Below are 23076 nucleotides of genomic sequence, written 5' to 3' on the forward strand. Positions count from 1 at the left end.
TTATCATTCATACCGGATCCACGCCGATCAAACGATAATCTCCGCTATCATCTGGCATTCATTGCCGCATTCCAATCCGGAATTCCCATGATGGCTGCCGAGCGCTGAACATACGCGCCCGCGTTGGCGCCGTTCATCTGCTGATAGAACTCGAACGCAAGCTTTCTCGTGCCGTCCTGACCTGTAAGTCCAACCGACAATCCCTGCGCAACCTCAACGGGATAATCCGTCTGTCTATTAAAGACTATCATATTTATGTAACGATTGGTAGCCGCTCTTTGATAAGCGTAAACAATCGCTGCAGCCTGAGCCTCGTCGCCCTGCGTTGATGAGTATCCAACCTCTGTCAAAAGAATCGGCCTTACCGCGCCCTTTGTGTTTCTCATTCCGGGCTGGCACATGAAGTCGGTAAGCTGCTCGATGTTTTCCATAGAAAGATAAGGAGTATCGATCGTATGCTGGATCATAGCCGCAGCCTTCTCGCTCTTTGGTGTCCAGAAGCTTGTCCAGTTCATAGGATAATTGTAAGGATGCTCAGCGAGCGCCCAGTCAAAGTTACCCTGAGAAGTAATGATACCGTTCATAACCTCAAGCATGCTTCTTGCCGAGAAATATGAAGGATTGTTGATTGCTGTCCAGTTCTGGTCAAAACTTGCGCAAACATAAGCATTGGCGTTCTTACTGCGGATCGCAGTGTAGCAAACTCTAAGCGCATCAGCGTAAAGCTGCGCGTACTGCGCCTCATCGGAAACATTGGTGTGATTCCAGATATTCTTGGCGTTGACCTCGTTACCGACAACCCAGTTGTCGACCTGTCCGAAACCGTTCTGACCGTTATATCTGTAAGCAAGATAAGTCACAACAGCCTCGAGGTTCTCAAGTCCCACATCATCAGAAGTGTTCATCATGTAATAATTACCGCTTCCGCCTCTTGAGAAAGGTGAGATCATGAATTCCTCGCCGGGCACTGCCGGGTTCAAAAGAACTATCGTAACACCCATACCCTGCTGAGTACTTGTTCTTATCGCATGGTCATACTGACTAAGATATGCGGAATCGTAGTTGTATGTCTTTCCGTTATACTCGAAAACAACGCCCCCGTTTCCACCGATAACGTCCTCAAGATTGATGTTGTAAGCAGCCTGCTGAACTCCAAGCTGAGAAGCCTCTGTGTTGCCGTTACCAATCTTGGCGCCGTCAAGGATAAGGCCCTTTTTACCGTTATTCTTTCTTGCAGGTGATCCTACCGCCAGTACCTCGGGATTGGAGATGTAGCGCACTCCGGAAACAGGAACAAAAGCTCCGCCCTGAAGAACGGCCACCTGGAACTTGTCGTATAAATGGCATGAAGTTGTCTTGTTCTCAAGGTTAAAAGAGAACTGCACCTGTGTTCCCATTGGAACCGAAGCCACAGGTGAACCCGCAGGGCCCGGCTGATATACTTTTTCCGCAAAAAGATAGAACTTACCATCGTCACTGTCAGGAAGTTCCTGAGCTGATGCGGTTACTATAACTTTTTCACCCGAAATCTGTGCTGAACCTACATTTACCTGTCCTAAGCCTGCCGCCTTTGCATCGATCGCAAAAGGAGAAAAGCCACCAATAAGCAATGCACTTAACGCAATGCCACAAAGTGTTGAAAAGATTTTCTTTGTCATAAAAGACCCCTCTAAAATTTAATATTTATCGCATTTCGCGACATGAGCAAAAATATATAGGTGTCAAAATTTGGTTTTGGCACCTACACCATTTTAAATATGAAGCCTAAATAAATCAACAAATATGTACAAGAATTAATATAATGTTTACATTTCAATAATCCACCTTCATAAGGCAAAGTCCCATCGGAGGCGCTGTCGGGCCGGCTTCCTGTCTGTTGCATGCCTCCAGGATCTCTTTTGTCCTATACGGAGTGATGTTGCCATAGCCGACTTCCAAAAGAGTACCCGTCAAAATGCGGACCATGTTCTGCAAAAATCCGTTTCCGTGAAAATAGAACCTTATATAATTGCCGCTCTCTTCTATCTTGATGTTGTCAACGCACCTGACCGTCGACTTCTTCATCTTGTTATTGCCGCAAAAGCTCTTGAAATCATGCGTTCCGATGAGGTGCTTAGCCGCCTCTCTCATCTTGTCCGCGTCGGGCCTTTGCTCAAGTATCGTCACATACTTCCTGTCAAAAACAGGCTTTGACGCGCCGTACCAACATGTATATCTGTAAGTCTTTCCGAGCGCATTGTACCTTGCATGGAATCTGTCGGAGCAGACCCTGACCTCATTGACGCTGATATCATCCGGAAGATAAGTGTTCATGTAGCTTTGGATCTCGTCCTCCGTCATGTCCGTATCAAGCACCGCATTGGCAGTCATCGCCCTCGCGTGAACGCCCGCGTCCGTCCTACCCGCACCAATGATGTTAAAAGTCTCATCGTCCGGAATGTTCGTCATCTTTCTAAGGACTGATTCTAACTTCCCCTGAATCGTCATATCTTTTCCCGGCTGTCTCTCCCAACCGTAAAACCTAGTCCCGTCGTAGCTAATAATAAACTTATAATTTCTCTTCATAATCTTTCCTTTATCTAAACACAAACATAAAAACAGTTTACCATGACCTATGCCTTATTTGTAGACAAATCGCAATATACATGGTAAACTTTCTTCGCTTTGAGAAATATGTCAGTTCGAGACCTTCCTGACACTAAACAAAACTAAAGGAGACAATCATGAATAACAAAAGCGTACTTTACATCACTCAGGCTGCGGTGATCGCAGCTATCTATGTAGTTTTGACGCAGATCGCAAACGCACTCGGTCTTGCAAGCGGCGCAATCCAGATCCGCTTCTCTGAGGCACTTACGATCCTGCCTTACTTCACACCCGCGGCAATCCCGGGACTTTTCGTCGGATGCATTATCGGAAACATAACCACAGGCTGCATGCCCCTCGACACAGTGTTTGGCTCTATAGCGACACTCCTCGGCGCACTCGGCACCTACTACATCGCCCACGGTCTCAAAAAGCCCGGCACTCCCGGCTTCTACGCAACAAGCAAGATCAAGGCATGGCTCAGCCCCGTTCCGCCCATCGTAGCCAACACACTGATCGTTCCTTTCGTCATCAAATTCGTCTACGGCAGCGAAACGATCATCCCGCTCATCATGCTCACAGTCTTCATCGGCGAGCTCATCTCCTGCGAAGCCCTCGGCATGCTTCTTTTATTTGCATTAGACAAAAGAAAAAGCGCCATATTCGGAGGGATGTGACCCGCGGCCGCGACAAAGGCCGCTTCTCTTATATAAATGCAGCCATGTATAAAGGCAAAGTTATGGTTCCGTCGTCAGCAACTCCTATGTTTCCGTCAATGAATTTGTATCCGTAAGTTATATTTTTATCCTTTTTTATAATGGATTTAAGAGAATTGGCTCGAGCATTCCCGCTCTTTACTTCAATCGGAACAACAGCTCCGTCTACTTGAATAATAAAATCCAACTCTTTTTTGGTGGATTCATTTTTGTAAAAGTACAGCGCATACCCCTTCTTATGTAACGCATCCGCGATTGCGCATTCATACAATCCACCTTTCGTGTTTCCGCTAAACGTATTTTCAACTATATGCTGCTTGAGAGAATAATCTTTCATCGAAATAAGCAACGACAGATCTGTGGTATATGCTCTAAAAAAATCTTCTCTTGCGTAATCTTCAAGATCATATCTCACGTCAGAAACAAGTTTACAAATGTGGATCATATCTGCTCTAAGAAGCCACTCTATGCTCGAGTAATATTTCTGTGCCCTGGCTCCGTTCTCGATCTCTTTGTATTGGAATTTGTGATTCTCTTTATCCAGTAATTGTTTAGACAAAGTGAGATAACATTTCTCCGCTTTCACTTTCTCTTCAGCATTAGCATAGTGCGCAATATCATATTGATATCCCTGCAAAAGATTCCTCTGCACAGTATCCACTTCTCTAAAATCTTTTGTATCTATATATTTCTGTACAGCTTCCGGCATTCCTCCGATAGCAATGTATTTCCTAAAATATGCCATCATCTGCTTGTTGATTGCGTCTGGGACTATCTCCTTCTTGGTGAGATAACCACGAATTGAATCAATCATATCCTCGGTAATCCCCATTGCCCAAAGAAACTCCTCGAAATCCAATCCGTACATTGTAAGATAATCAACATACCCGACGGGATATGAAGATGCCCTCTTATAATCAATCCCCAGAAGCGATCCCGAAGAAATCACATCATATGTATTATCATTGGCCCAGAATTTCAACGATGTAATAGCTTCTTCACATTCCTGGATCTCATCCAAAAATAACAGTGTCTTTCCGGGAGCGATCTTCTTTTCGGGATAGCGAAAACGAAGCGCCATGATCATGTTCTCAACTGTTAAGTCTCCCGAGAACACCTCTGCAGCTGATGGAGTTTCTTTAAAATTTATCTCCACAAAATCTTCATAGTTTTCTTCCGCAAACCTTTCTATGGCGTATGTTTTCCCGGTCTGCCTCGCTCCCATGACTACCAGACATTTCTTATTCTTACTCATAACCCAGCTTTTCAGTTGTTCAGTGATTTTTCTCTTTAACATGCTCACCTCTTTCAGCGGTTTTGTCGCCGCTAAATGTATCTCGTCAACATTTTGGGGTAGCAAAATGTATTGTCTATCAACATTTTGGAATGGAAAAATGTATTATTCATCAACATTTTGGAATATTATACCATAAAATGAGCAAATATAAAAGCTGAAAGCCTTGAAATTTCAAGCTTTCAGCTTTGCAAACATATTGAAAGTGATTTTCTTATTTCACTATGAAGGACGCCTCATACCTCAATCTCAGCAGAAAAAGCAACAACCGCGTCGCCGGTAATCTGCACAAGAACCGGCTTGTCGTTTTCTTTTTCGACATGAACACGCATTGTTCCGTCTCTTTTGATTGCTTCTCCCTGCATAATAGTAAAGTCAAAAAACTGTTCTGCCGGGTTCTGCAGGATGTTGTAATGTGCCAGGTAGGCGCCCAGCGGGCCGTTGGCATTTCCGGTCACCGGATCTTCCGCGATACCTATTGCCGGCGCAAACATCCTTCCGTGGACGAGCACGTCCTCACCGGGATTCAACGTGAAAACATAATAACCGTTGCAGCCGATGTCCGCACTTATATCAGTCAGCTTCTGCAGATTGGGCTTCAAACTGTGAAGCAGCTCATTGGAATAAATGGGAACCATCACCTTGGAATGTCCCGTTGAAGAAATGGCAATCGGATATTCTTTGCAAATGTCGCCGACGGAAACGCCCAGCGCATCGGCGATACGGCTTCTCACATCGTCTCCCAGATCCTCGGAAACATCAGGTGCTCCCTGAGTCATGACAATCGAATAGCCATCTTCCTTCTTTATCACATCCACCGGCAGTATGCCGGCTTTTGTTTTCTGGCGAACGCGCCTGCTATTGAACTTATTCTCCAGAGCATAGACATAGTGCGCCGCAACCGTGGCGTGGCCGCAAATCGGCACCTCCGTCGTCGGCGTAAAAAAGAGTACCTCAACGTCATAATCAGACGAGTCCGACTTAAAAATAAACGCAGTCTCAGAATTATTCAGCTCCCGCGCTATCCTCTGCATCTGCTCCTCCGAAAGCCCGTCGGCATCCGGAACAACTCCCGCAGGATTTCCATGAAAACAGGTCCTAGTAAATGAATCAACCTGGTAAATTCTGTATTTTTTCATACTTTCAGCCTCCAAATATGATATATAATTTAGGGGATAACCAGCTGGAATTGATGATTTTTATAAAATCAGCGTTAAATCACCCCAATAATTCCTTATGCTCCTTAAGATAATCCGAAAGCGTAAGCCATTCGATCTTGACGCGCCTTGACTCCCACTCTTCATTCAGAGCTTCCCATTCTCCTTCGGCCAACTGGTTCTCCGGGATTGCAGCCGCTTTGTCCAAATCCTCTATCGGCCCAACTATGTGCACCGAACCGGGCTCGCCCCACATCCCCAAGAACTCATCGTCTGTAAAGCCGTTACTTCCCCAATCCATATCCTCCTTCGGCAAAGCTGAGCTATTAAAGTGCAAACGCCACGTTCCCCAATTTGCTGCTCCACAGCTTCCGGTCTCATAAATATATCCATCATTGCCAAGCCAGTGTAGATCCCTGCTGCCTCCTTCGCAGAACTTCACCACCTTGCCGTCTACCAGTGCAAATGCCCTTTCAAAACAATCCACACCCCAATCATCATACTTAGGCTTCAAAACCCCAAAAATAATCTCATAAGTCCCATCACTGTCCAGATCAACATATGTATAACCAACATTATTGAGATCGAATCCATAATCCATCTCATAGTATGATCCTGTATTCATAACACTGTTTTCCTCAGTGCCCTTGTACAAAAGATCTCCCACAACCGCCGACTGCGTATCATCATAACTTTGATCCTTGAACTCCGCAACTTCCTTGTAGGACTTAACCACACTCACAAAAGCATCCGCATAAAGCTCATCATACTTCGCAATAAGTTCCGGGTCCGTCAGACTGTAAGTGTAAACGCCGCCCTTCTCCTTCAAGAAGCTGCGATCATATCCTGCCTCTCCCTTCGCCCCTTCGGCAAAAGAGCTCTCGGCCCCGGCACTTTTCTCAGAGGAGCTCTCCACCTCGGCAGCCGCTTCCCCCGAAACACTCTCCGTCACAGCCTCCTGCTCCACGGAATCCTCGCTTGGCGCAATATCCTCAATCTCAATGCCCTCTCCAAGGGAAGTATCTCCGCATCCCGTCGCAAATACCGCGGCACCTAATAATATTCCAAATCCACTGATAAGTTTATTCTTCATAAATTTCTTTCCTCCTATATCTATGGTATAGTCCAATATCCCCGTCCCTAAATGTAATTATCTATTTCTCCAAATCTTTTAATATATCTCTGTACATAGCCCCTCCAAAAGTCCTATCACTTTTGCAAAAACTATAACAAAAGTCCTATGACTTTTGCAATTCTTCCTGCAAAAATCATAGGATCTTTACTTTATTTATCTCTTATATCACTTAGCCTTATCCGGCATATCCATATAAGAAAAAGAAAACAGCCAAGCGCATCTAACGCTTAGCTGCTGTACAGTTTTTAAACAACATCCTTCAAAAGCCTATAGATTGCCATACCATTCTTTAAACCGAACTCATGAAGCGTTCCTGTGTATAACTTCTTCGAAGACTCTTTCTTATTATCAGAAAAGAACTTTACTATATTATCTGTCATAGACTTGTATTCTGTGTCCTGAAGCAGCTGTGATATCTTTTCCCTAACAGCATTGGCTTCCTGTATTCTGCCATATTCCACTTCAAGATCAACAGTCTGCATCTTCTGACGTATAAGCTTTCGTCTTTCTATATCATCCTTCAATCCTCTAATCCTGATTTCTATTATAATAAATTGATTCCGGATAACGTTCTTCTCCATAACAAAGCAAACCAGCTTTAGTACGTATCCATAATTCATTAAGTGTTTCATCGACACTTATGTCTAAATATTCCGCAATCAACTTAATATTCACATTCATAGTAAGTGAATATTTCTTTAAATAATTATATGATGATAAATAAAAATCATTCATTTGCCACAAGCCGAAATCATCAGCATATAAGAATGGAATAATTTCATTAATCTTATCCTTAAATGTCGAGAATACTTTATCAAACCCCTTCATATGAAAAAAAAGCATTCCTCCTAATAATATGGGATTATCAACATCATAAAGTTCCAGTCTTTCTAAATCTTCTTGAACATATTCAATTGGCTGGCTTATCCAATTATCATTCTCACTTTTCTTCTCTTCATAATATCTCGTACTTGCAATGATCAATAACTTTCTTGTTAAAGGATCCTCTTCAGCTTGACACTTATCCCACAGTAATTGCGGGATCTTGTACACAGGTTGATCCATAAGAAATAATAGAGTATTGAATTCATTTAAAACAATTTTTATACCTTTACTCTCTATTTTAAAATCTTCAAAGATTGAAGAATCACTAAGCGCCTTATATAATTCTCCATTAGGTAATACACTCTTCAAATCCACATTTTTTTCGTATGCTTCTTCCGGAGAATAACTGAAACACTCTTTAAATTTCCTTTTAAACTGTGGAAGCCAAAATACCGACTCTTTTTCGCTAATAGATTTGCACCCATTTGCACACCAATACTCATATGCACATATTAGTCGCATTTTTTTTATATAGCAAATCAAAGTCATCTTGAATTTTTTGAGGAATAATTTATCTAAGTTTTCTCTTGAATAACAATACTTTCCTTCGAGTAAACCCACTATTTCTTCTTCAGTTTTTCGCCTCTTTGCCATATCGTATATTTCAATAAGAAACTCTTCGGTTTTAATGTCTTTATTCATTAGTAAGCCATCTCCTTTTATATTTGCATAAAGCTTATCACAATCAATATCCTGATTCTGGTAAACATTAGGAAGACGTATATCCCAAAAACAGGTTAAGGTCCAACTTTGAACCTTAACCTGTCTTAATTATCATCTAAGTATAAATAATTTTAATTTTTTTCTTCCAAGTACATTATTTTCTTATTATGCTTCTTGGCGTATTCAATCTCAGAACGTGTACTGTCACCAATATAACCACCTACATTGATCACAAATATTTCATCAGCCATATCGATCTTCCGCTTATGCATATCATCAAGCATTTCTTTGGTCTTGGTCAAAGTCCCTTCATCCATGTTTTCCCAAACCTCAGAATCCCCGGAATGTCCAAAGAGACCAACACTGATAACAATGTTGCCCTCAAGCGTAAGCCGTTTCTGAGCCTCCATAAATTCATCCTTAAATCTTGTACTTCCACATAACGTAATAACCGGATATTTCCTACTACTCATTGCTTATTTCCACCTATAAAGAAATTAATTTTCGAATTGCTTTAATTGTAACACAATACCCACATACTACATTTTATCTTCTTACAATTATCCTATAAATGAAAAGAAAACAGCCAAGCGCATCTTTACGCTTAGCTGTCGTACACTTCATCAGTATCATCATTCTTATCAGATAATTCCAATTCCATTTTTTATCTCAAATAAATATCCACTTCTGATACATCCCATCAGTCGCCGTATCATGCCTTTTTTTCCATCCCCATCCTGAATAATCAGCCGTTTTACTGGGATGTCCAAATGTGTTATTTATACCATAACTATAAACAATCACAGAGTTATCATCATGTGGCTTTATTCTCGTATACTTTGTACTCCAGCAGTACTTACCGCCATGATGGCAAGCTACAAGAAGATCTGTATCTGCATATTTCGTCGCATCCTGATAGTCATAATCCTGATCCCCGGCAACAGTGATCTTATAGTCAAACAGATCCTCAAATTCGTCGTATACTCTAGCATTTATGTACATAGCAAAACCGCTCTCATGTTCATGCGCAGCTACACGAGTAGGATTTATAGTTGATGCTGCGTGACCTATATAAATACTTCCAAGATCAATATCCGCTCCGTGCCTATAAACACTTCCATGCGACAATGTGATCATAATTAAAAACTTATGATATATTGAATGCCCACTCTGATCCGGAACAATCCATGTGCACTTGAGTGCTTCAGGATTTATCCTATATCCGCACCAATGATCCTCATGAACATGTGATAGAAAAATGACGGTTTTCTTGGCATCTACTCTCATGTTCAGTCCCGGCGGCACCTCATTGGCAATCTTGTCTGTACCGTAATCAAAATACATAAACGGTGCTACCTCTTCACCTGTAAGAGAAGTCGCTAACCCCTGTCCAACATCATATGTTCTAAAAATAATACTTTTAGGAGAAGGCCCCTTCTTAAGCTTACTCTTGAGGCGAGTAGCAACATCTCCATCCGGGCCGTCGTATTCCGGATAATCCGAAAGATCAAACTTCTTCATTAGATCTTTTATAATCCGCTCCTCTTCTTCCTTGGAACACCTTTCCACGCTATAGAACATTACTCTGGATTGTCTTAACTCAAATCCGTCCCTACTATAGATATCACACGCAAAACCGGAACGAGGTCTTGTAGTTTCTTTAAGTGTCACTTTAAAAAGAGCTCCGCCACTTCGAAGAGTTTTATCTTTAATCCCTATATTTCTCTTGTAAGTACTGTAAGGAACTTCCGCCGAGATGATATGAACTTTTTCCCAAAAACCATTCCTACTCTCACCAACAAATCGATTTACGGTATCACAATCCAAAAAATCCATTTCGATATATCCAAGTTTGTAATGCTCACCGTAATAAGAAATTGCGTAGTATTCCATCATGTCTTAGCTCCAAGTTTAAAAAACGTCATAGTAGACTTTTCTAATGCACGTTCATTGAATCTCGCCATTTTTCTTCCTCTTCCTTTTGCTTTGCCACCCCAACTCTGGCATACTTCAAAAGAAATTCAAACTCTTCGATATTCGAATATATTTCTGGCCTACTTACATTCGTTAGTATTCCAAGAATCATTCTTGTAATATCCAAAGCAAATTGGATAAGATCTTTTATATCCGAAAAACTAATTGGATATTTTTCTATTATTACTGCATCATTAAAAATAATCTCATCTCCATTATGCGCATATAGATTATTCCTCTGCTTACGAAGATTTTTTTTCTTTTTACTTAAGCTATTAAATCTCTTTTGGTATAATTCTAATAACTCTGGAAATGTAAAATCTTTTTGCACCAAAATATCACTAACATCACCATCTGAAAAAAAACTAAACAAGCGTCGTTGTAATTCTACATATTCTTTATAAAATACTTCCTCTTCTTTTTTCAAATAATGCTGGTAAGGAACCTCGGTTGTAATTTTCTCCCCTTCAATTTCATGTTCAATTACTTCCCTATACTCTGGAAAAACATTTATATTTTCCGAACAACTAAGTATTAGTCCGCCTAAAGATGTAGAATTATCATCATACAGTTTTGCTATTTCCATAAAGCACGCTTTCAACATAGCATTATATGTCAAATTATAAAACGCAGGAAAGCAACCAAGAACATCTCCATATTCTTTTTTAGCTTTATGATACTGCTCAATCATCGAGTAAATACAATTTGCCTCTAAAGCCTGTTGATATAATCCCTCAGACAGTTTTATTATTTCATCCTTCTCCACTTAATTACTCCTTAATCCAACCTACTTCTCTCCAAAAACATTTATCCACTTCTCGTCTTCTCTTCCCTCTCTACCATCCGTACTGATCGAAACGTTTAGAACGGTAAATCCAGCGTTTTCAAAAAGCGGGATTACGCTTCGTTCGTTAAAGTCACTGAACTTACGCTCACCGCGTGTCATTGTTCCTTCGCCGTACTTGAAGGAAGCATAGATAATCCCTCCGAGTTTCAGCGCTTCATTCATTCTTAGCATGATGGATGGAAGCTCACCCATTGGAACATGGAGAAGTGATGCACATGCCCAGATGCCATCGAATTCATTTTCAAAAGTCATTTCTTCAAAACGCATCTGTAGTACTTTTTGATTCATGTACATAGAAGCTCTCTTGCACATCTCTTCTGATGCATCAAATGCAGTGACTCGAAATCCAGCTTCAAGGAATGCTTTACTATCTCTTCCACTTCCGCAGCCTGCGTCAAGAATGCGAGCGTTTTCCGGAAGAAGTGAAATAAACTTATTCCTGATATTGGACATGTCTACACCGACTGTTCCGTAATAGAAAGCATCTGCGTTCTTGTTATAGTATTCAACGTTATTATCAATCATTTATTCTTAACTCCTGTCCATAGTTCATAGCCTTGTCTTCTTGCCGAGTCGTAAACAGGACGCATATTCTTTTCCAAGATATTCCCAAATTCTTCAGCTGTGTTTCCGGGTCGATAAAGATCCTGATTTGCCCAAATTGAATGTAAATTATCCTTATAGCAAGCCTCAAAACGCTTATGCATAACCGGATAGTCTTCATCATGTATTAGGCAATAAAGCTTGTACTGATTCTTAGAAAACCGCTTAAAGAAAGGATCCCACTCCGGAAGTTTATTGCTCTTGGATGAATTAAGTGAAGAATCCATCGGCATCAGATTCCATAATTCGTCATTCATAACAAACGACCACGGAATAAAATGATCCACATCATATTTCTTTGAAGCTATTAGTTCTTCCGTAAAAACATCTGTGATCTGCGTTAACTCCATAACCGCATCCCACAATTTGTGCACAGCGTTTAGCTTACGCATCTTCTCGTCCATAGGTGCCAATTTATAGACAAGTCCCGGCACTTCCGGATTGTTATTCTGAAGCCACTTAACCTTCTCAAACTGTATCCAGCCTAATATAGAAACAGTATTGTCTTGAATCATTTTTATCCAAGAAGGGTTAAAGTATACTTCTTTCTTAAGATTTGGGCTTTCACCTAATGTGTAGGGCAATATAATTTCTTTATTAACACGTTCAATATAGGCAATCATTCTGTGAACACTACCAGAATCTTCGCGCTCACCATACTTTGCAAAAAAGCCTGAAAGTGCCTTATACGGTACCATATTGGTAAGCTGCTTCTTTTCGTTTATTACCTCAGAATTAAATTCCTTTATCTTATTTTTTATCTCGATCTTGGAAGCATTCGCAGGTAGCTCACTTATCTTACTAAGCTTTAGCACCGCTCTCTCAAGACCATCTTTTACATCACCCAGAACGATACCACTCAAATGAATATGAAATTCAAGTACAGAATACCAAGCATTGGCAATCATCTCATTTATGATCTCATCAAATGTAGTTTTACTCACACCTTCAGAAATCAGATTCACTATTGCTTCAAGCCAATAAAATTTGTAGCAATATGAAGGATTTTTCATCATAAGAGAGAAGCCTTCTATATCCAGATGGTTATAGTAGCCTCCTTCTATCTTTAAATCATATTCGATTTTACTAGAAGCAAAATCGCCCATATTATTTATAATTCCTCGAAACCGATACTCTTTAGATAATCATATGTTCCATCATAGTATTCCGGAAGACGAGTCCCATCCTCCCAGAAGCCCGTAGCTGTCTTGTTAGCGTTTCCTTCAGGAACACATATGACCATTCCTGATCTAGCGCGTGTGAGTAATACTCTATATGCATTTAGCATATATTTCATCTTCTCTACACGTGTTTCGTTATTAGGGAGTATTTCATCCCATTTTTCTTTACCATTGAATCTGTAATAATGCCATTCGCCATTCTCATAACGCATATCTGCATCCCATAGAAGGCATGTATAATCTAGCTCCAATCCCTGAACCTGAATTTCAGTAGCAGCATCCTCCAAATAATTAGATGACCGAGTATCAGTTTTATCTTCCAGAAACCAGTGCACTGCATTATCTTCATCTGATTGTAACACGTGTATTCCAAGCGGCTTGTATCTTGCAGACTCCTTGGTGATAAGCACACCCGTTCTTTCCGTACCTCTTACCTTTTCATGAAGCCATCTTTTTGCTTTCTCCATATCTCTAGTCAAATAAATAGGATATTTATCTTTAATTTCAGAGTATAAAGAAGCTGCTTCTACATCTAAAGAAAGCAATGCATGTACCATAGAGGATAACTTCTCAGCTCTGAAGGAGCGAAGTGATACTCCCAAATGAAGGTCTGTAGCAAAAGTCACATTTCTGTTATCACGTAACAGCTCATTGACTTTACCCTCAGCATATTCAGCCTCTGTAAGCTGGGGTGATATATATACTTTCCAATGAGTGAATTTATCATTTAAAGCTCTAATCCATTCTGTAATTCCGGCTTCTCCTGTATTTATCTCCTGACCACCACCCACAAGACAAACTATAGTTGCCCAGTCTTCACGCTGATCAAGTGCCCATATTAAAAAAGCTGCCTCCGACATAGGGAAATTTGGAACCTTGAGCTTATTTCCATATGTTCCGCCTCTCTTCAAATAATCCGCAAGTCTTTTATGGGTCCAAGAACGCTGAGCCTCATCAAAAATAGCAACGTGTTCAACTTCACCATATCCTGCTTCCTGCATCTTAACTGCCTTTGCAGGATCAATTTCAAGCACTCCATTTTCAACAGGATTTTTTATCTTTGCAAGCATATTATCTCTATATCTATGGATAATCTGTATGAACTTACCTACTTCACGTCTTGAATCTGAAAGTTTCTTCGCTTCTCCTCTTTCTCTGCACTTGGCATAATTATCCTTAGCCAAAGCTTCATTAAGAACCGCAACCAATGGACCATTTCCAGACAAATATACTGCACCTTCATCCTCCAATGGCTTATCAAATCCTTGATATGTCTGTTTAACTGCCACATCTAATCCGACCAAAGTTTTCCCTGCACCAGGAACTCCCGTCACAAAGCAAATGCTCTTCTCACCGTCTCTTTTGCTTTTATGAATAACGTCCAAGATGTACGCAATAGTTCTATCAGTAGTTACTTTGTCGGCTTCATGTCTGGTAATGTCTTCAACTGAATGACTCTCATATAATGCTTTAGCCGCTTCGATTATCGTGGGTGTCGGGGCATATGGACTGATAATCCAATTGGAATCCACCGCGGATTCATCCGGAAAACGTAGCAATACTTCTGAAAGCAATCCTCTTAGTCCAGTTTCTCCACTAACTAATGGATTAACAACCCTGTCATTATATACAGAAGCCTGTATTACTGAAGATGTATTTATGTGTTTCGTTGCCACCAAAATTGGAACAATAAGCTTATCATGACTATACTTATGGAAGTTCTTGAGATCCAATGCATAATCTAAAACCTGATCAACATCACTTTCCTGTATTTTGGCTTCTCCAACCTTAAACTCAAGGCAAAATACAATACCGCTTAACAGCAATACAACGTCTATCCTTTTCCCTAATCTGGGAATATCATACTCAAATATGATACGTCCGTCTGATTCTTTCCAAGGGAAAACGACACTCTGAAGAATTTCAATTTCTCTTATCCATGCTTCTCTGGTAGTAGTCAGAGCATCTCCATGATATTTATCGCATAGCACGCCAAATATAGCTTCTTTTTCCTTTTCAAGAAACTTTTTAATATCGCTATCAAACAAACATCTTGGACTATTTCCCATTTTTATAACTCCGTATACTTTTTGCTGCTGCCGTAGCTCTTATCAACAGGATACTTCTTTTCATTCATGCGTATCTTTTCTATCATTGCATCCTCTATACTGATTCCAAGTTTATCTGCAAGCTGAATGCAATAATTCATGACATCCGCAAGCTCTTCCTTTACCGCCTGCGGATCATACTCTGGTGACCACTGAAAACACTCGAGCAATTCTCCGGCTTCAATAGCTATGCTCTTTGCGAGATTATCCGGGGTATGGAACTGATCCCAGTCTCTATCTTCTGTAAATTTTTTTATCTCACGTTTTACTTCATCAAAATCCATCAATATTTCTCCTCTCAAATCGTATCTACATAATCCTGAAGATACTTTTTCAGATTGTTATCCATTACATATAAATATGTTCCTTTAATACCACGAGTCATTAGTACATAGTATGTATTCTTAATATACATATCCAACTCCTCGTCTTTAGCATATTGTCGGATTCTTCTATCAAAATAATTATTTTTATCTACTTCGATTTGCTTTGTAATAGGATTAAACTTGATATCGTCTCCAAGAATAACGAAGGCATAATTAAGGTCGAAACCAGCAATAGAATGCACACATCCTACTTCATTTAATGAGTTTTCAATATTTACCCAATTCTTGAGTTTGCTATTCCATTTTTTCTTAATTCCGTCTATGCTGATATCATATTCATTCGGGTTTTCTTTAGTTTTCCAAGGCCAAGCATAACCGGCAATCATCCTGCTGAGCTGATATTGTTTTTCTTTTTCATATAGCATTCTATTGAATTTTTCAAAAGAATCTACAATCTTAAACTCATAATGATCAAACTGTTGTCTCCTGATTACAGTTTGCCATAATAATGCTCTGGCGTACTTTATATATTCATCTCCTCCAACCACTCTCATCTGCAATGTAAGAAGATGTTCTGCGTATTTGACAATTCGTATTTTCTGTCGATCACTTATTTCTTTGCAAATCTTCTCATTAAAAACCTCCGCCGAAATACCAGACGGCGCTCCAAGTTGCTCAGGATCAAAAAAGAACACGCCTTTTTTCGAAATCTTGAGCACCCAGTCAAGCTCAGTGGCATCCTCCGGAAGTTTGAGCCTTTTATTTTTTTTATCGAAATCTCTATATCCGACAATAGCTCTTCTGCACTGGAGCTTCTGTGCTTCATCAACAAAAAGAATATCCCATTCGCCAGCGTTTACCGCGTCCGAAGCGCCCATAACATCCTTGGATGCTAATCCATCTATCTTCTTAAATAGCTTTTTCAACGTAGCCCTCAATGAATTCTGAGGAATAATAAGCCCAATCTTCTTGTCTGCAAAAATCTTTTTATGCGTAACAGAATCCTCGTAATCCCTCAAGTATTTCATCAAATAGACCGCAACTATCGTTTTTCCAGTTCCTGGTCGTCCTTGAATTACCATAGGAATGTTATTTCCTTCTAATATATCTTTCATAATTAGATTGGCCTGATTTTTCTGATCAGCATTAAGCTCCTTGAAAGGAGAATACTTATAAAACTCACTATTCTTTATCCAATCTAAACTATGATCCGCAAGCCCACATTTTCTCAGTTTATTCCATAAGCATTCGAATGTACCATCATAATCATCTCTTCTGTAATAGTCTTTGTTGGCTATTCCATCGTTCTTGTTGGTAATAATATATTTTTCGTCTGCAGAAACAAACTGGATCAACTTCGATTCAAAATCAAAAGTCACTGACTGATTAAATTTATCAGAGTAAATAAAATGTACTTTATTAAACTGCTTTTTATCGGTATTTGCCTTATGCTGCTTCATTCTTTCTGAGACATTAGTAGATTCTCCAATGTATATTCTCTTCCCGTTTTCGAGAATATATAGCATAGGCCAATTCATAAGATATGTCTCAGTTCCATAGCCATCCTTCGGAAATGGATGATTTGTGATTATGTAGAGATTTTCAGTACGTTCCATGTTCCCACCTCAATACGATTGATAAAATCACCTTTTTTTCCGTACTTTCTCATAAAAAAACTAATATAATAATTATATTCAAAATAATAACCCAAAGCTATACAAACGTCGTAGTATTTCGGGTTTTTCCACATATTTTTCTGATATTTCTTGTTCCAACAATTCTTTTTGCAAATATGCTTGTATTCCCCTTCGTGATAGAATGCGGAAGCTTTGTTATGAGGTGTGTTCACATCTGAACCGTCGGCTGCCAGGAGTCTGTAACCTTCATACTTATATCTGACAGGGATGGTTTTTACATGGCTTCTTAATAAACAGTAGAAAGCTTCGGGCAATATCTTGGCGCGTTATTGTACAAAAGCAGAAGCAGTTGCAGGCTTTCCAATATCAATAAGTTCTTTATCAAGAGTCTTACCCTGAAAGCCAAGAATCGTCTTTATTGTTTTGATGAAATCGAGAGATCTGTTGCGTGAAAAATCTTTGTCAGGATATACAGAAAACAGGGAACGGGTCTTGTTCAATTCCCTGATACAATAGAAAAGTCTGTTATAGACAGTCTGCATATTACCCATCCGTATTACTCCTGATGACCTTGAATAATAGTGTCGTCACCGGGCTGGTGGATATATGCATAAATTAAGGGCACTGCCATACTGACGGCTACCGTAGCAGATAGCTTATGTCATTAAACTTTAACACATCAGCATGGGCTTACATGCCCATCAATTTCTATAATTAGACTAACATCAACAAGGTAAAGAGTCAATAAACAAATCAACTAATTCTTCCTCATTTTTGATAAAAATATTATTAAAAACTTATATTCCAAACATCTTATACGGAAATCTTTCTTGTATTTGATATTTCTTATTTAATATATCGGCATATGTATCATAACTATACTCATATCGAGTCCACACAGCATTTGCCACATAATCAGCAGCTTGTATAACGTATGCTTCCGCAGAATCTGAATCAAGGTATTGTACATCAATATCTATTCCTAAATCCTGCTCATAATTAAAATAGACTTTAATATAATCTGCAAATGAATTTAATGAAGTTATCTTTGTGGTATGATTATCACACAGAATATGGATAACTTTTCCACTATCTTCTTTACCAATCATTTTGGCAAGAAGTATTTTTGATAGATAATTGTACATAATATTCTTATCTGCAAGTAATTCTGGCTTTGCATATTTTTTATCAAGAACGATATATGACACTGAAATGTCTTTAGCAGCAATACACTCAATAATATGGTGCTTAACACATGGGTATGCATCAGATGCCTTTATTTCATGTGCGTGACCATTGATAATCTCAGGAAACAGTGTTCGTGCGATACCAAGCTTTCTCATCATTACATTATGGAGAGATTTATAAGAATGTGTATCAATGCAAGCTATTACAAAGTATCTGCCCGCAGAGCCAAGGTTGCCGGATTCATCAAAAATGATGCATCGCTCATTACGATAAGTCTGTTTGCCCACAAGTTTTCTCCTAAACAATTTAATATTATAATTTTAGCACACTCGTTTGTAACAAAAAAGACCCCTACTGGCGTTTAAAACCAGTAAGAGTCTTAAATTGGACTTAACTAAATGACATTGACGCAAGCGTATGGCTCTTTTTTGTTCGATATCTCTTTTCACCCCAACGCCACGTCTAAGATCATCATAAGGACAAAGCCCATGGCGAAGGCGACGGTTCCGGTGTTGGTGTGCTTGCCGACTGACATTTCGGGGATGAGCTCCTCGACTACGACGTACATCATGGCGCCGGCTGCGAAGGCAAGCATGTAGGGAAGGACCTGGACTACGACTGCGGCCGCGAAGATCGTGATGATCGAGGCGATCGGCTCTACGATTCCGGAGAAGGCTCCGTAGAGGAAGGTCTTTCCTTTGTTCATGCCCTCTGCTTTGAGGGGCATTGATACGATCGCGCCCTCAGGGAAGTTCTGGATCGCGATACCGATTGCGAGGACGAGGGCTGCGGTTCTGCTGACAGCCACGTGTCCTGAAAGCCATCCGGCGTATATGACACCTACAGCCATTCCCTCTGGGATGTTGTGAAGTGTTACTGCAAGGATGAGCTTTGTGGTTCTCTTGAGCTTACTGCCTGTCGGACCCTCGGATACGTTATCCATGTGCATATGCGGAGTAACGATATCAAGGAAGAGGACAAAGCCGATTCCTATCAAAAATCCTATAGCTGCGGGCATATATGCAAACTTGCCGTATTCGGTGCTTGCTTCTATCGAAGGCTGCAAGAGGCTCCAGAATGAAGCTGCCACCATGACTCCTGCGGCAAAGCCCGTAAGTATCTTTTTAAGTCTTTCAGAAATGTCATCTTTTAAAAAGAAGACCATTGCAGCGCCGAGCGCCGTTCCCAAGAAGGGAATAAGTATTCCGATAATAATTTCGCTTCTCATCTTAAGTGTTCCCAATCCTACTGTCTAAACTAATGATAATGATTCTCAGTAACATACAGACAGTAATCTATCACGTATGCAAGGAACAGTCAAACTTAAGGCAGGCTATATTCGTCTTCCAATTCCAATTTGAATGCCCCCTGAAAAAAAACTGTTGACATCCTACGATAGATGTAGTATCTTTACTATGCCTGATTTAGTATATCAGTCGTACTATTACTGACGTAACATGTAAACAATGCGATTTTAAAGGAGGTTTAGATCTCGTGGGCTACGGGATCGCAAGCTAAAGATATGAAAAATTTGAAATTATTATTGGGAATAATCATCGGATTTATATTGGAACTGGGATGTATCATCTTCGTAGATCATGCTATTAACCAATTGATCGTAAATCCCGCGCTTGGAGGAATGGCGGAATTTGCAGCAAGAACGCTGATCTTTATCATCGGCTACTTTATCATTGAAAAGATGTATAAAAAAAGTGTTGCTCCTTCAACAAAGAACCTGAAGAAAGGACTCTTTGTCTATGGAGCAACATTCTGGATCTTGTTCATCTCGAACCTTATATTTGATCATAAAACTCCGACAATGCCGATATTATCATGCATTCCATCGGTTATCGGTATCATCTTTTCCGAAATGGGAACCGGTGTACTTGAGGAGCTTGTTTTTAGAGGATTCTTTTTCAACGCGTTTTTAGATAGGCTTGGTGATACCAAGAGGGGCGTTTTTGCTTCTATGATCCTCTCATCATCGGTGTTTGGACTTTTTCACTTGCTCAATCTTATATCATACCCTGAGCTTTTGGTTGCAACCTTGGCACAGGTGTTATATGCGATCCTGATGGGCAGCCTTTTCTGCGTGATCTACTATAGATCAAGGAATCTATGGCCTTGTATCATACTCCATGGGATCATAGATTTTACGGCTAAATTCTGGGACTGCTTCACTACCGCTCCAAAGACCGATTTTACTTTTTTACTTGCTATCCTTTCAGTTGCTCTCTGCTTAACACTCTTTATTTCCGCAGTCGTTCAGCTGAACAATGAATTTAAGACTAAAAGGATCAGTCAAACTTAAGGAGTGTCGCAAGGATCCTCTTTGCGCAGAGCTTAAGCATGTCTGTGTCGAGAGCGCCCATTTCCATGGCTTTTTTAACTCTTTCGGGGAAGCCTGTCGCCATCTTGAGGTCGTTACCTGCGTTGATCTCTTTGTAGTGCTCGCCTCTTGTCCACCAGTCTGATGTGACGATTCCGCCAAAGTTCCACTCATCGCGGAGGATTCCTGTGATGAGGTCTTTGTTCTCGGAAGCACGGAGGCCGTTGACTACGTTGTAGGAAGACATGATGGTGTAAGGCTCTTCCTCTTTTACGATCATCTCAAATGCCTTTAAGTAGATCTCACGAAGCGCTCTCTCTGAAACTCTTGAGTCGCTGTGCTTTCTGTTGGTCTCCTTATTGTTGCAGGCAAAGTGTTTTACGCTTGCTCCGACGTGGTTTCTCTGGATACCGCGAACCATCGCAGCCGCCATCTTTCCTGTAAGGTAAGGATCCTCTGAATAGTACTCGAAGTTTCTTCCGCACATAGGGCTTCTGTGGATGTTGATGGCAGGTGTGAGCCATACGCTGAGGTTGTTCTCTTTGAGCTCCTCACCGCCTGCAAATCCTACTGCCTCAGCGATCTCTTTATTCCAAGTGCATGCGATCGATGTTGAGCAAGGGAATGCTGTTGTGCGAACTCCTGTCTCGGGCATGATACGGACACCTGCGGGGCCGTCTGCTGTAGCTGCATTGGGAACGCCGTACTCGTAGATGTTTCCGAAGCCGAATACGTTGGAAACGCCTGTGTTGGGCTGTCCGCCTACAAGATGGATGAGGTCATCGGTTGAAAGCTGCTCCATGAACTCATCGAGTGTGATCTTGCCTTCAGCCACTTCGCTGAATTTCTTGATGCCCTCACGCATGGGCTGTGTATAGTAGTGCCTCGGGATCTCTTTTACCAAAGGAGCAGTCGCTTCTTCGGTTCCGGGCTGCATCTTCTCAAATATGCATTCGTTCTTGTCCTTATGCTCTCCAAGAGGAAGCTCTTCAAAAGAGCCATCGCTGAGCATACGCTTTTTTAACTCAGAAGGAACTACCTTGTGAGAAAGCTCTTTTACCACCTTATCTTCTGAAAGATTCCAAGTGTACTCTGACTTAACGGCATCTCTTACGTTCTTACCGATATAGAAGCTGTACTCGCCTTTCTCAAGAAGGTAGGAAGCATCAGCTACTTTGCCGAGGTCGTCGTATGAAGAGATTGCGTACTCGTTGGCTGTGAGGGTAAGGATCTGTGACTCGCCGGCCTTTAGCTCTTTTGTCTTGTCAAAAGAGATCAAGCTTCTTGCGGCTTTTCCGAGCTTACCGTTAGGTGCCGAAGCATAGAGCTGAACTACTTCTTTGCCGGCTACCTTGCCTGTATTTGTGACTTTAACGGTGAAAATGAACTCGTCGTCCTTCTTGGCAGCCGACAGCTCTTTTACCTCAAAATCGGTGAAGGAAAGGCCGTATCCGAAGGGGTAGATGACCTTGCTGTCTGCGCCGGGGATGGTTGAGAAATAACGATATCCGACGTAGATATCCTCAGTATAATCAACATAATCTATGGACTCGTGGTAGTTCTCTGTAGAAGGATAATCCTCGAGTTTGCCTGCAAATGTATCTGCAAGTCTTCCTGAAGGACATACGTTTCCAAGGAGGACGTCTGCTGCGGAAAGTCCGCCTTCCATACCGCCCTGTCCCATGTATACGGCAGCGGTGATCTTGGAATCTTCTTCGATCCATCTGCAATCTATGACTCCGCCGACGTTAAGAACTGCGATGACGTTCTTGAAATTGTCTTTCGCGGTCTTGATCATTTCTTTTTCTTCGGGGCTGAGGTAGAAGTCTCCGTCAGGGAAGATCTCGCCCGAGAGTTTGGGCATGCTCTGTCCGGCAGGCCATGGGTTGAAGTCCTCATAGTCGCCTTCTTTGTCGCTTCTATCCCAGCCTTCGCCTGAGAATCTGTTGATCACCACAATTGCGGTGTCAGAGAAGTTCTTGGCTTCGGTGAGCATGTTTGAAGGGATGGGGAGTTCTTTGGTCATTCCGGGAACGCATCCTTTCTTGAACTGCTCCTGTAGTCCCTCTTTATAGTATTCCATCAAAGGCTCATAAACCTTGACTTCACGTATCTTAAGTCCATCATAGAGTGAGTGGATGTACTCACAGTATACGTCTCCTGAGCCGCCGCCACCTTTTACGTAGTCAACTGCTGCTTTTCCGAGTAGTACGAGGGGCTTTTCCTTTGAAAGAGGTAAAATCCCGTTGTTCTTCAAAAGGACTATGGCCTCATCTGCAGCGTTCTTGGAAATCTCGATATGTTCCTTGCTGCTTGTCACTCTCTTGTCCTTGTAGAGCGGAAGTGATGGCTGATAGAGAAGTCTTGCCCATTTCTGCATTTTGATAAATCCTCCGTAATATCAAATAAAATCATTCAATGCTTTATTCTATTACATAAGGGGGAAA

At 41.0% G+C, this 23076-nt stretch carries 21 protein-coding genes; 2 read left to right on the top strand and 19 right to left on the bottom strand.

All coding sequences use genetic code 11. The annotated features are described in order from the left end of the window. Window positions 1–47: 47 nt before the first annotated feature. Both D6853_RS05735 and truA read right to left on the bottom strand, forming a co-directional pair. Window positions 48–1658 carry a DUF5722 domain-containing protein gene (locus D6853_RS05735; protein ID WP_120657087.1) on the bottom strand — a complete coding sequence of 537 codons (1611 nt, stop codon included), beginning with the start codon at window positions 1656–1658 and terminating at the stop codon, window positions 48–50. A gap of 154 nt (window positions 1659–1812) precedes the next feature. Further along, a complete protein-coding gene (gene truA / locus D6853_RS05740; RefSeq protein WP_120657088.1) occupies window positions 1813–2565 on the bottom strand; it encodes a tRNA pseudouridine(38-40) synthase TruA in 753 nt (250 codons plus the stop codon). Window positions 2566–2723: 158 nt separating this feature from the next. Here truA and D6853_RS05745 point away from each other — a divergent pair, with 158 nt between their 5' ends. Beyond that, window positions 2724–3263 (top strand): QueT transporter family protein, encoded by a 540-nt coding sequence (locus D6853_RS05745; protein ID WP_120657089.1) that lies wholly within the window; start codon window positions 2724–2726, stop codon window positions 3261–3263. Between the two features lie 28 nt (window positions 3264–3291). Here the strand turns inward: D6853_RS05745 and D6853_RS05750 are convergent, their stop codons facing one another. The 16 genes from D6853_RS05750 to D6853_RS05830 all read right to left on the bottom strand — a co-directional run bounded on the left by D6853_RS05750 (window position 3292) and on the right by D6853_RS05830 (window position 19528). After that, window positions 3292–4599: an ATP-binding protein gene (locus tag D6853_RS05750; RefSeq protein WP_120657090.1), complete on the bottom strand. Its 1308-nt coding sequence runs from the start codon at window positions 4597–4599 to the stop codon at window positions 3292–3294. A 233-nt stretch (window positions 4600–4832) separates the two neighbouring features. Continuing rightward, the gene (locus D6853_RS05755) at window positions 4833–5735 is read right to left on the bottom strand and encodes a PhzF family isomerase (RefSeq protein WP_120657091.1); all 903 of its coding nucleotides are present in this window, start codon (window positions 5733–5735) and stop codon (window positions 4833–4835) included. Window positions 5736–5814: 79 nt separating this feature from the next. After that, window positions 5815–6846 (bottom strand): hypothetical protein, encoded by a 1032-nt coding sequence (locus D6853_RS05760; RefSeq protein ID WP_120657092.1) that lies wholly within the window; start codon window positions 6844–6846, stop codon window positions 5815–5817. Window positions 6847–7133: 287 nt separating this feature from the next. Then, window positions 7134–7412, bottom strand: coding sequence for a hypothetical protein (locus tag D6853_RS05765; RefSeq protein ID WP_120657093.1), 279 nt, complete (start codon window positions 7410–7412; stop codon window positions 7134–7136). 4 nt (window positions 7413–7416) lie between these two features. Further along, the gene (locus tag D6853_RS05770) at window positions 7417–8415 is read right to left on the bottom strand and encodes a hypothetical protein (RefSeq protein ID WP_120657094.1); all 999 of its coding nucleotides are present in this window, start codon (window positions 8413–8415) and stop codon (window positions 7417–7419) included. A 152-nt stretch (window positions 8416–8567) separates the two neighbouring features. Then, entirely contained in the window at window positions 8568–8909 is a 342-nt protein-coding gene (locus D6853_RS05775; RefSeq protein ID WP_120657095.1) for a hypothetical protein, read from the bottom strand. A 196-nt stretch (window positions 8910–9105) separates the two neighbouring features. Next, window positions 9106–10332 carry a hypothetical protein gene (locus D6853_RS05780; protein ID WP_120657096.1) on the bottom strand — a complete coding sequence of 409 codons (1227 nt, stop codon included), beginning with the start codon at window positions 10330–10332 and terminating at the stop codon, window positions 9106–9108. A 40-nt stretch (window positions 10333–10372) separates the two neighbouring features. Beyond that, window positions 10373–11176 carry an AbiU2 domain-containing protein gene (locus D6853_RS05785; protein ID WP_120657097.1) on the bottom strand — a complete coding sequence of 268 codons (804 nt, stop codon included), beginning with the start codon at window positions 11174–11176 and terminating at the stop codon, window positions 10373–10375. Window positions 11177–11197: 21 nt separating this feature from the next. Continuing rightward, window positions 11198–11782: a class I SAM-dependent methyltransferase gene (locus D6853_RS05790; RefSeq protein ID WP_120657098.1), complete on the bottom strand. Its 585-nt coding sequence runs from the start codon at window positions 11780–11782 to the stop codon at window positions 11198–11200. Next, a complete protein-coding gene (locus D6853_RS15380) occupies window positions 11779–12966 on the bottom strand; it encodes an HNH endonuclease domain-containing protein (RefSeq protein ID WP_199713004.1) in 1188 nt (395 codons plus the stop codon). The genes D6853_RS05790 and D6853_RS15380 overlap by 4 nt, the downstream gene beginning before the upstream one ends. 5 nt (window positions 12967–12971) lie before the next feature. Further along, window positions 12972–15110: a DNA/RNA helicase domain-containing protein gene (locus D6853_RS05800; RefSeq protein ID WP_120657099.1), complete on the bottom strand. Its 2139-nt coding sequence runs from the start codon at window positions 15108–15110 to the stop codon at window positions 12972–12974. 2 nt (window positions 15111–15112) lie between these two features. Beyond that, window positions 15113–15433: a nucleotide pyrophosphohydrolase gene (locus D6853_RS05805; RefSeq protein ID WP_120657100.1), complete on the bottom strand. Its 321-nt coding sequence runs from the start codon at window positions 15431–15433 to the stop codon at window positions 15113–15115. A 14-nt stretch (window positions 15434–15447) separates the two neighbouring features. Further along, window positions 15448–17091 (bottom strand): DUF2075 domain-containing protein, encoded by a 1644-nt coding sequence (locus D6853_RS05810; protein WP_120657101.1) that lies wholly within the window; start codon window positions 17089–17091, stop codon window positions 15448–15450. Window positions 17092–17438: 347 nt separating this feature from the next. Continuing rightward, window positions 17439–17663 carry a hypothetical protein gene (locus D6853_RS05820; protein ID WP_120657103.1) on the bottom strand — a complete coding sequence of 75 codons (225 nt, stop codon included), beginning with the start codon at window positions 17661–17663 and terminating at the stop codon, window positions 17439–17441. Between the two features lie 246 nt (window positions 17664–17909). Continuing rightward, window positions 17910–18587, bottom strand: coding sequence for a DUF3800 domain-containing protein (locus D6853_RS05825; protein ID WP_158588676.1), 678 nt, complete (start codon window positions 18585–18587; stop codon window positions 17910–17912). 158 nt (window positions 18588–18745) lie between these two features. Continuing rightward, on the bottom strand, window positions 18746–19528 hold the full coding sequence (locus D6853_RS05830; RefSeq protein WP_120657105.1) for a ZIP family metal transporter: 783 nt from the start codon (window positions 19526–19528) through the stop codon (window positions 18746–18748). 294 nt (window positions 19529–19822) lie between these two features. Here D6853_RS05830 and D6853_RS05835 point away from each other — a divergent pair, with 294 nt between their 5' ends. Then, on the top strand, window positions 19823–20611 hold the full coding sequence (locus tag D6853_RS05835; RefSeq protein ID WP_120657106.1) for a CPBP family intramembrane glutamic endopeptidase: 789 nt from the start codon (window positions 19823–19825) through the stop codon (window positions 20609–20611). On the opposite strand, the gene D6853_RS05840 is transcribed toward D6853_RS05835, so the two are convergent. Next, on the bottom strand, window positions 20598–23009 hold the full coding sequence (locus tag D6853_RS05840) for a glycoside hydrolase family 3 protein (protein WP_120657107.1): 2412 nt from the start codon (window positions 23007–23009) through the stop codon (window positions 20598–20600). The two genes, D6853_RS05835 and D6853_RS05840, sit on opposite strands and share 14 nt — an antisense overlap. Window positions 23010–23076 lie beyond the last annotated feature (67 nt).

This window comes from Butyrivibrio sp. X503 (assembly GCF_003625475.1).
GTDB lineage: Bacteria > Bacillota > Clostridia > Lachnospirales > Lachnospiraceae > Butyrivibrio.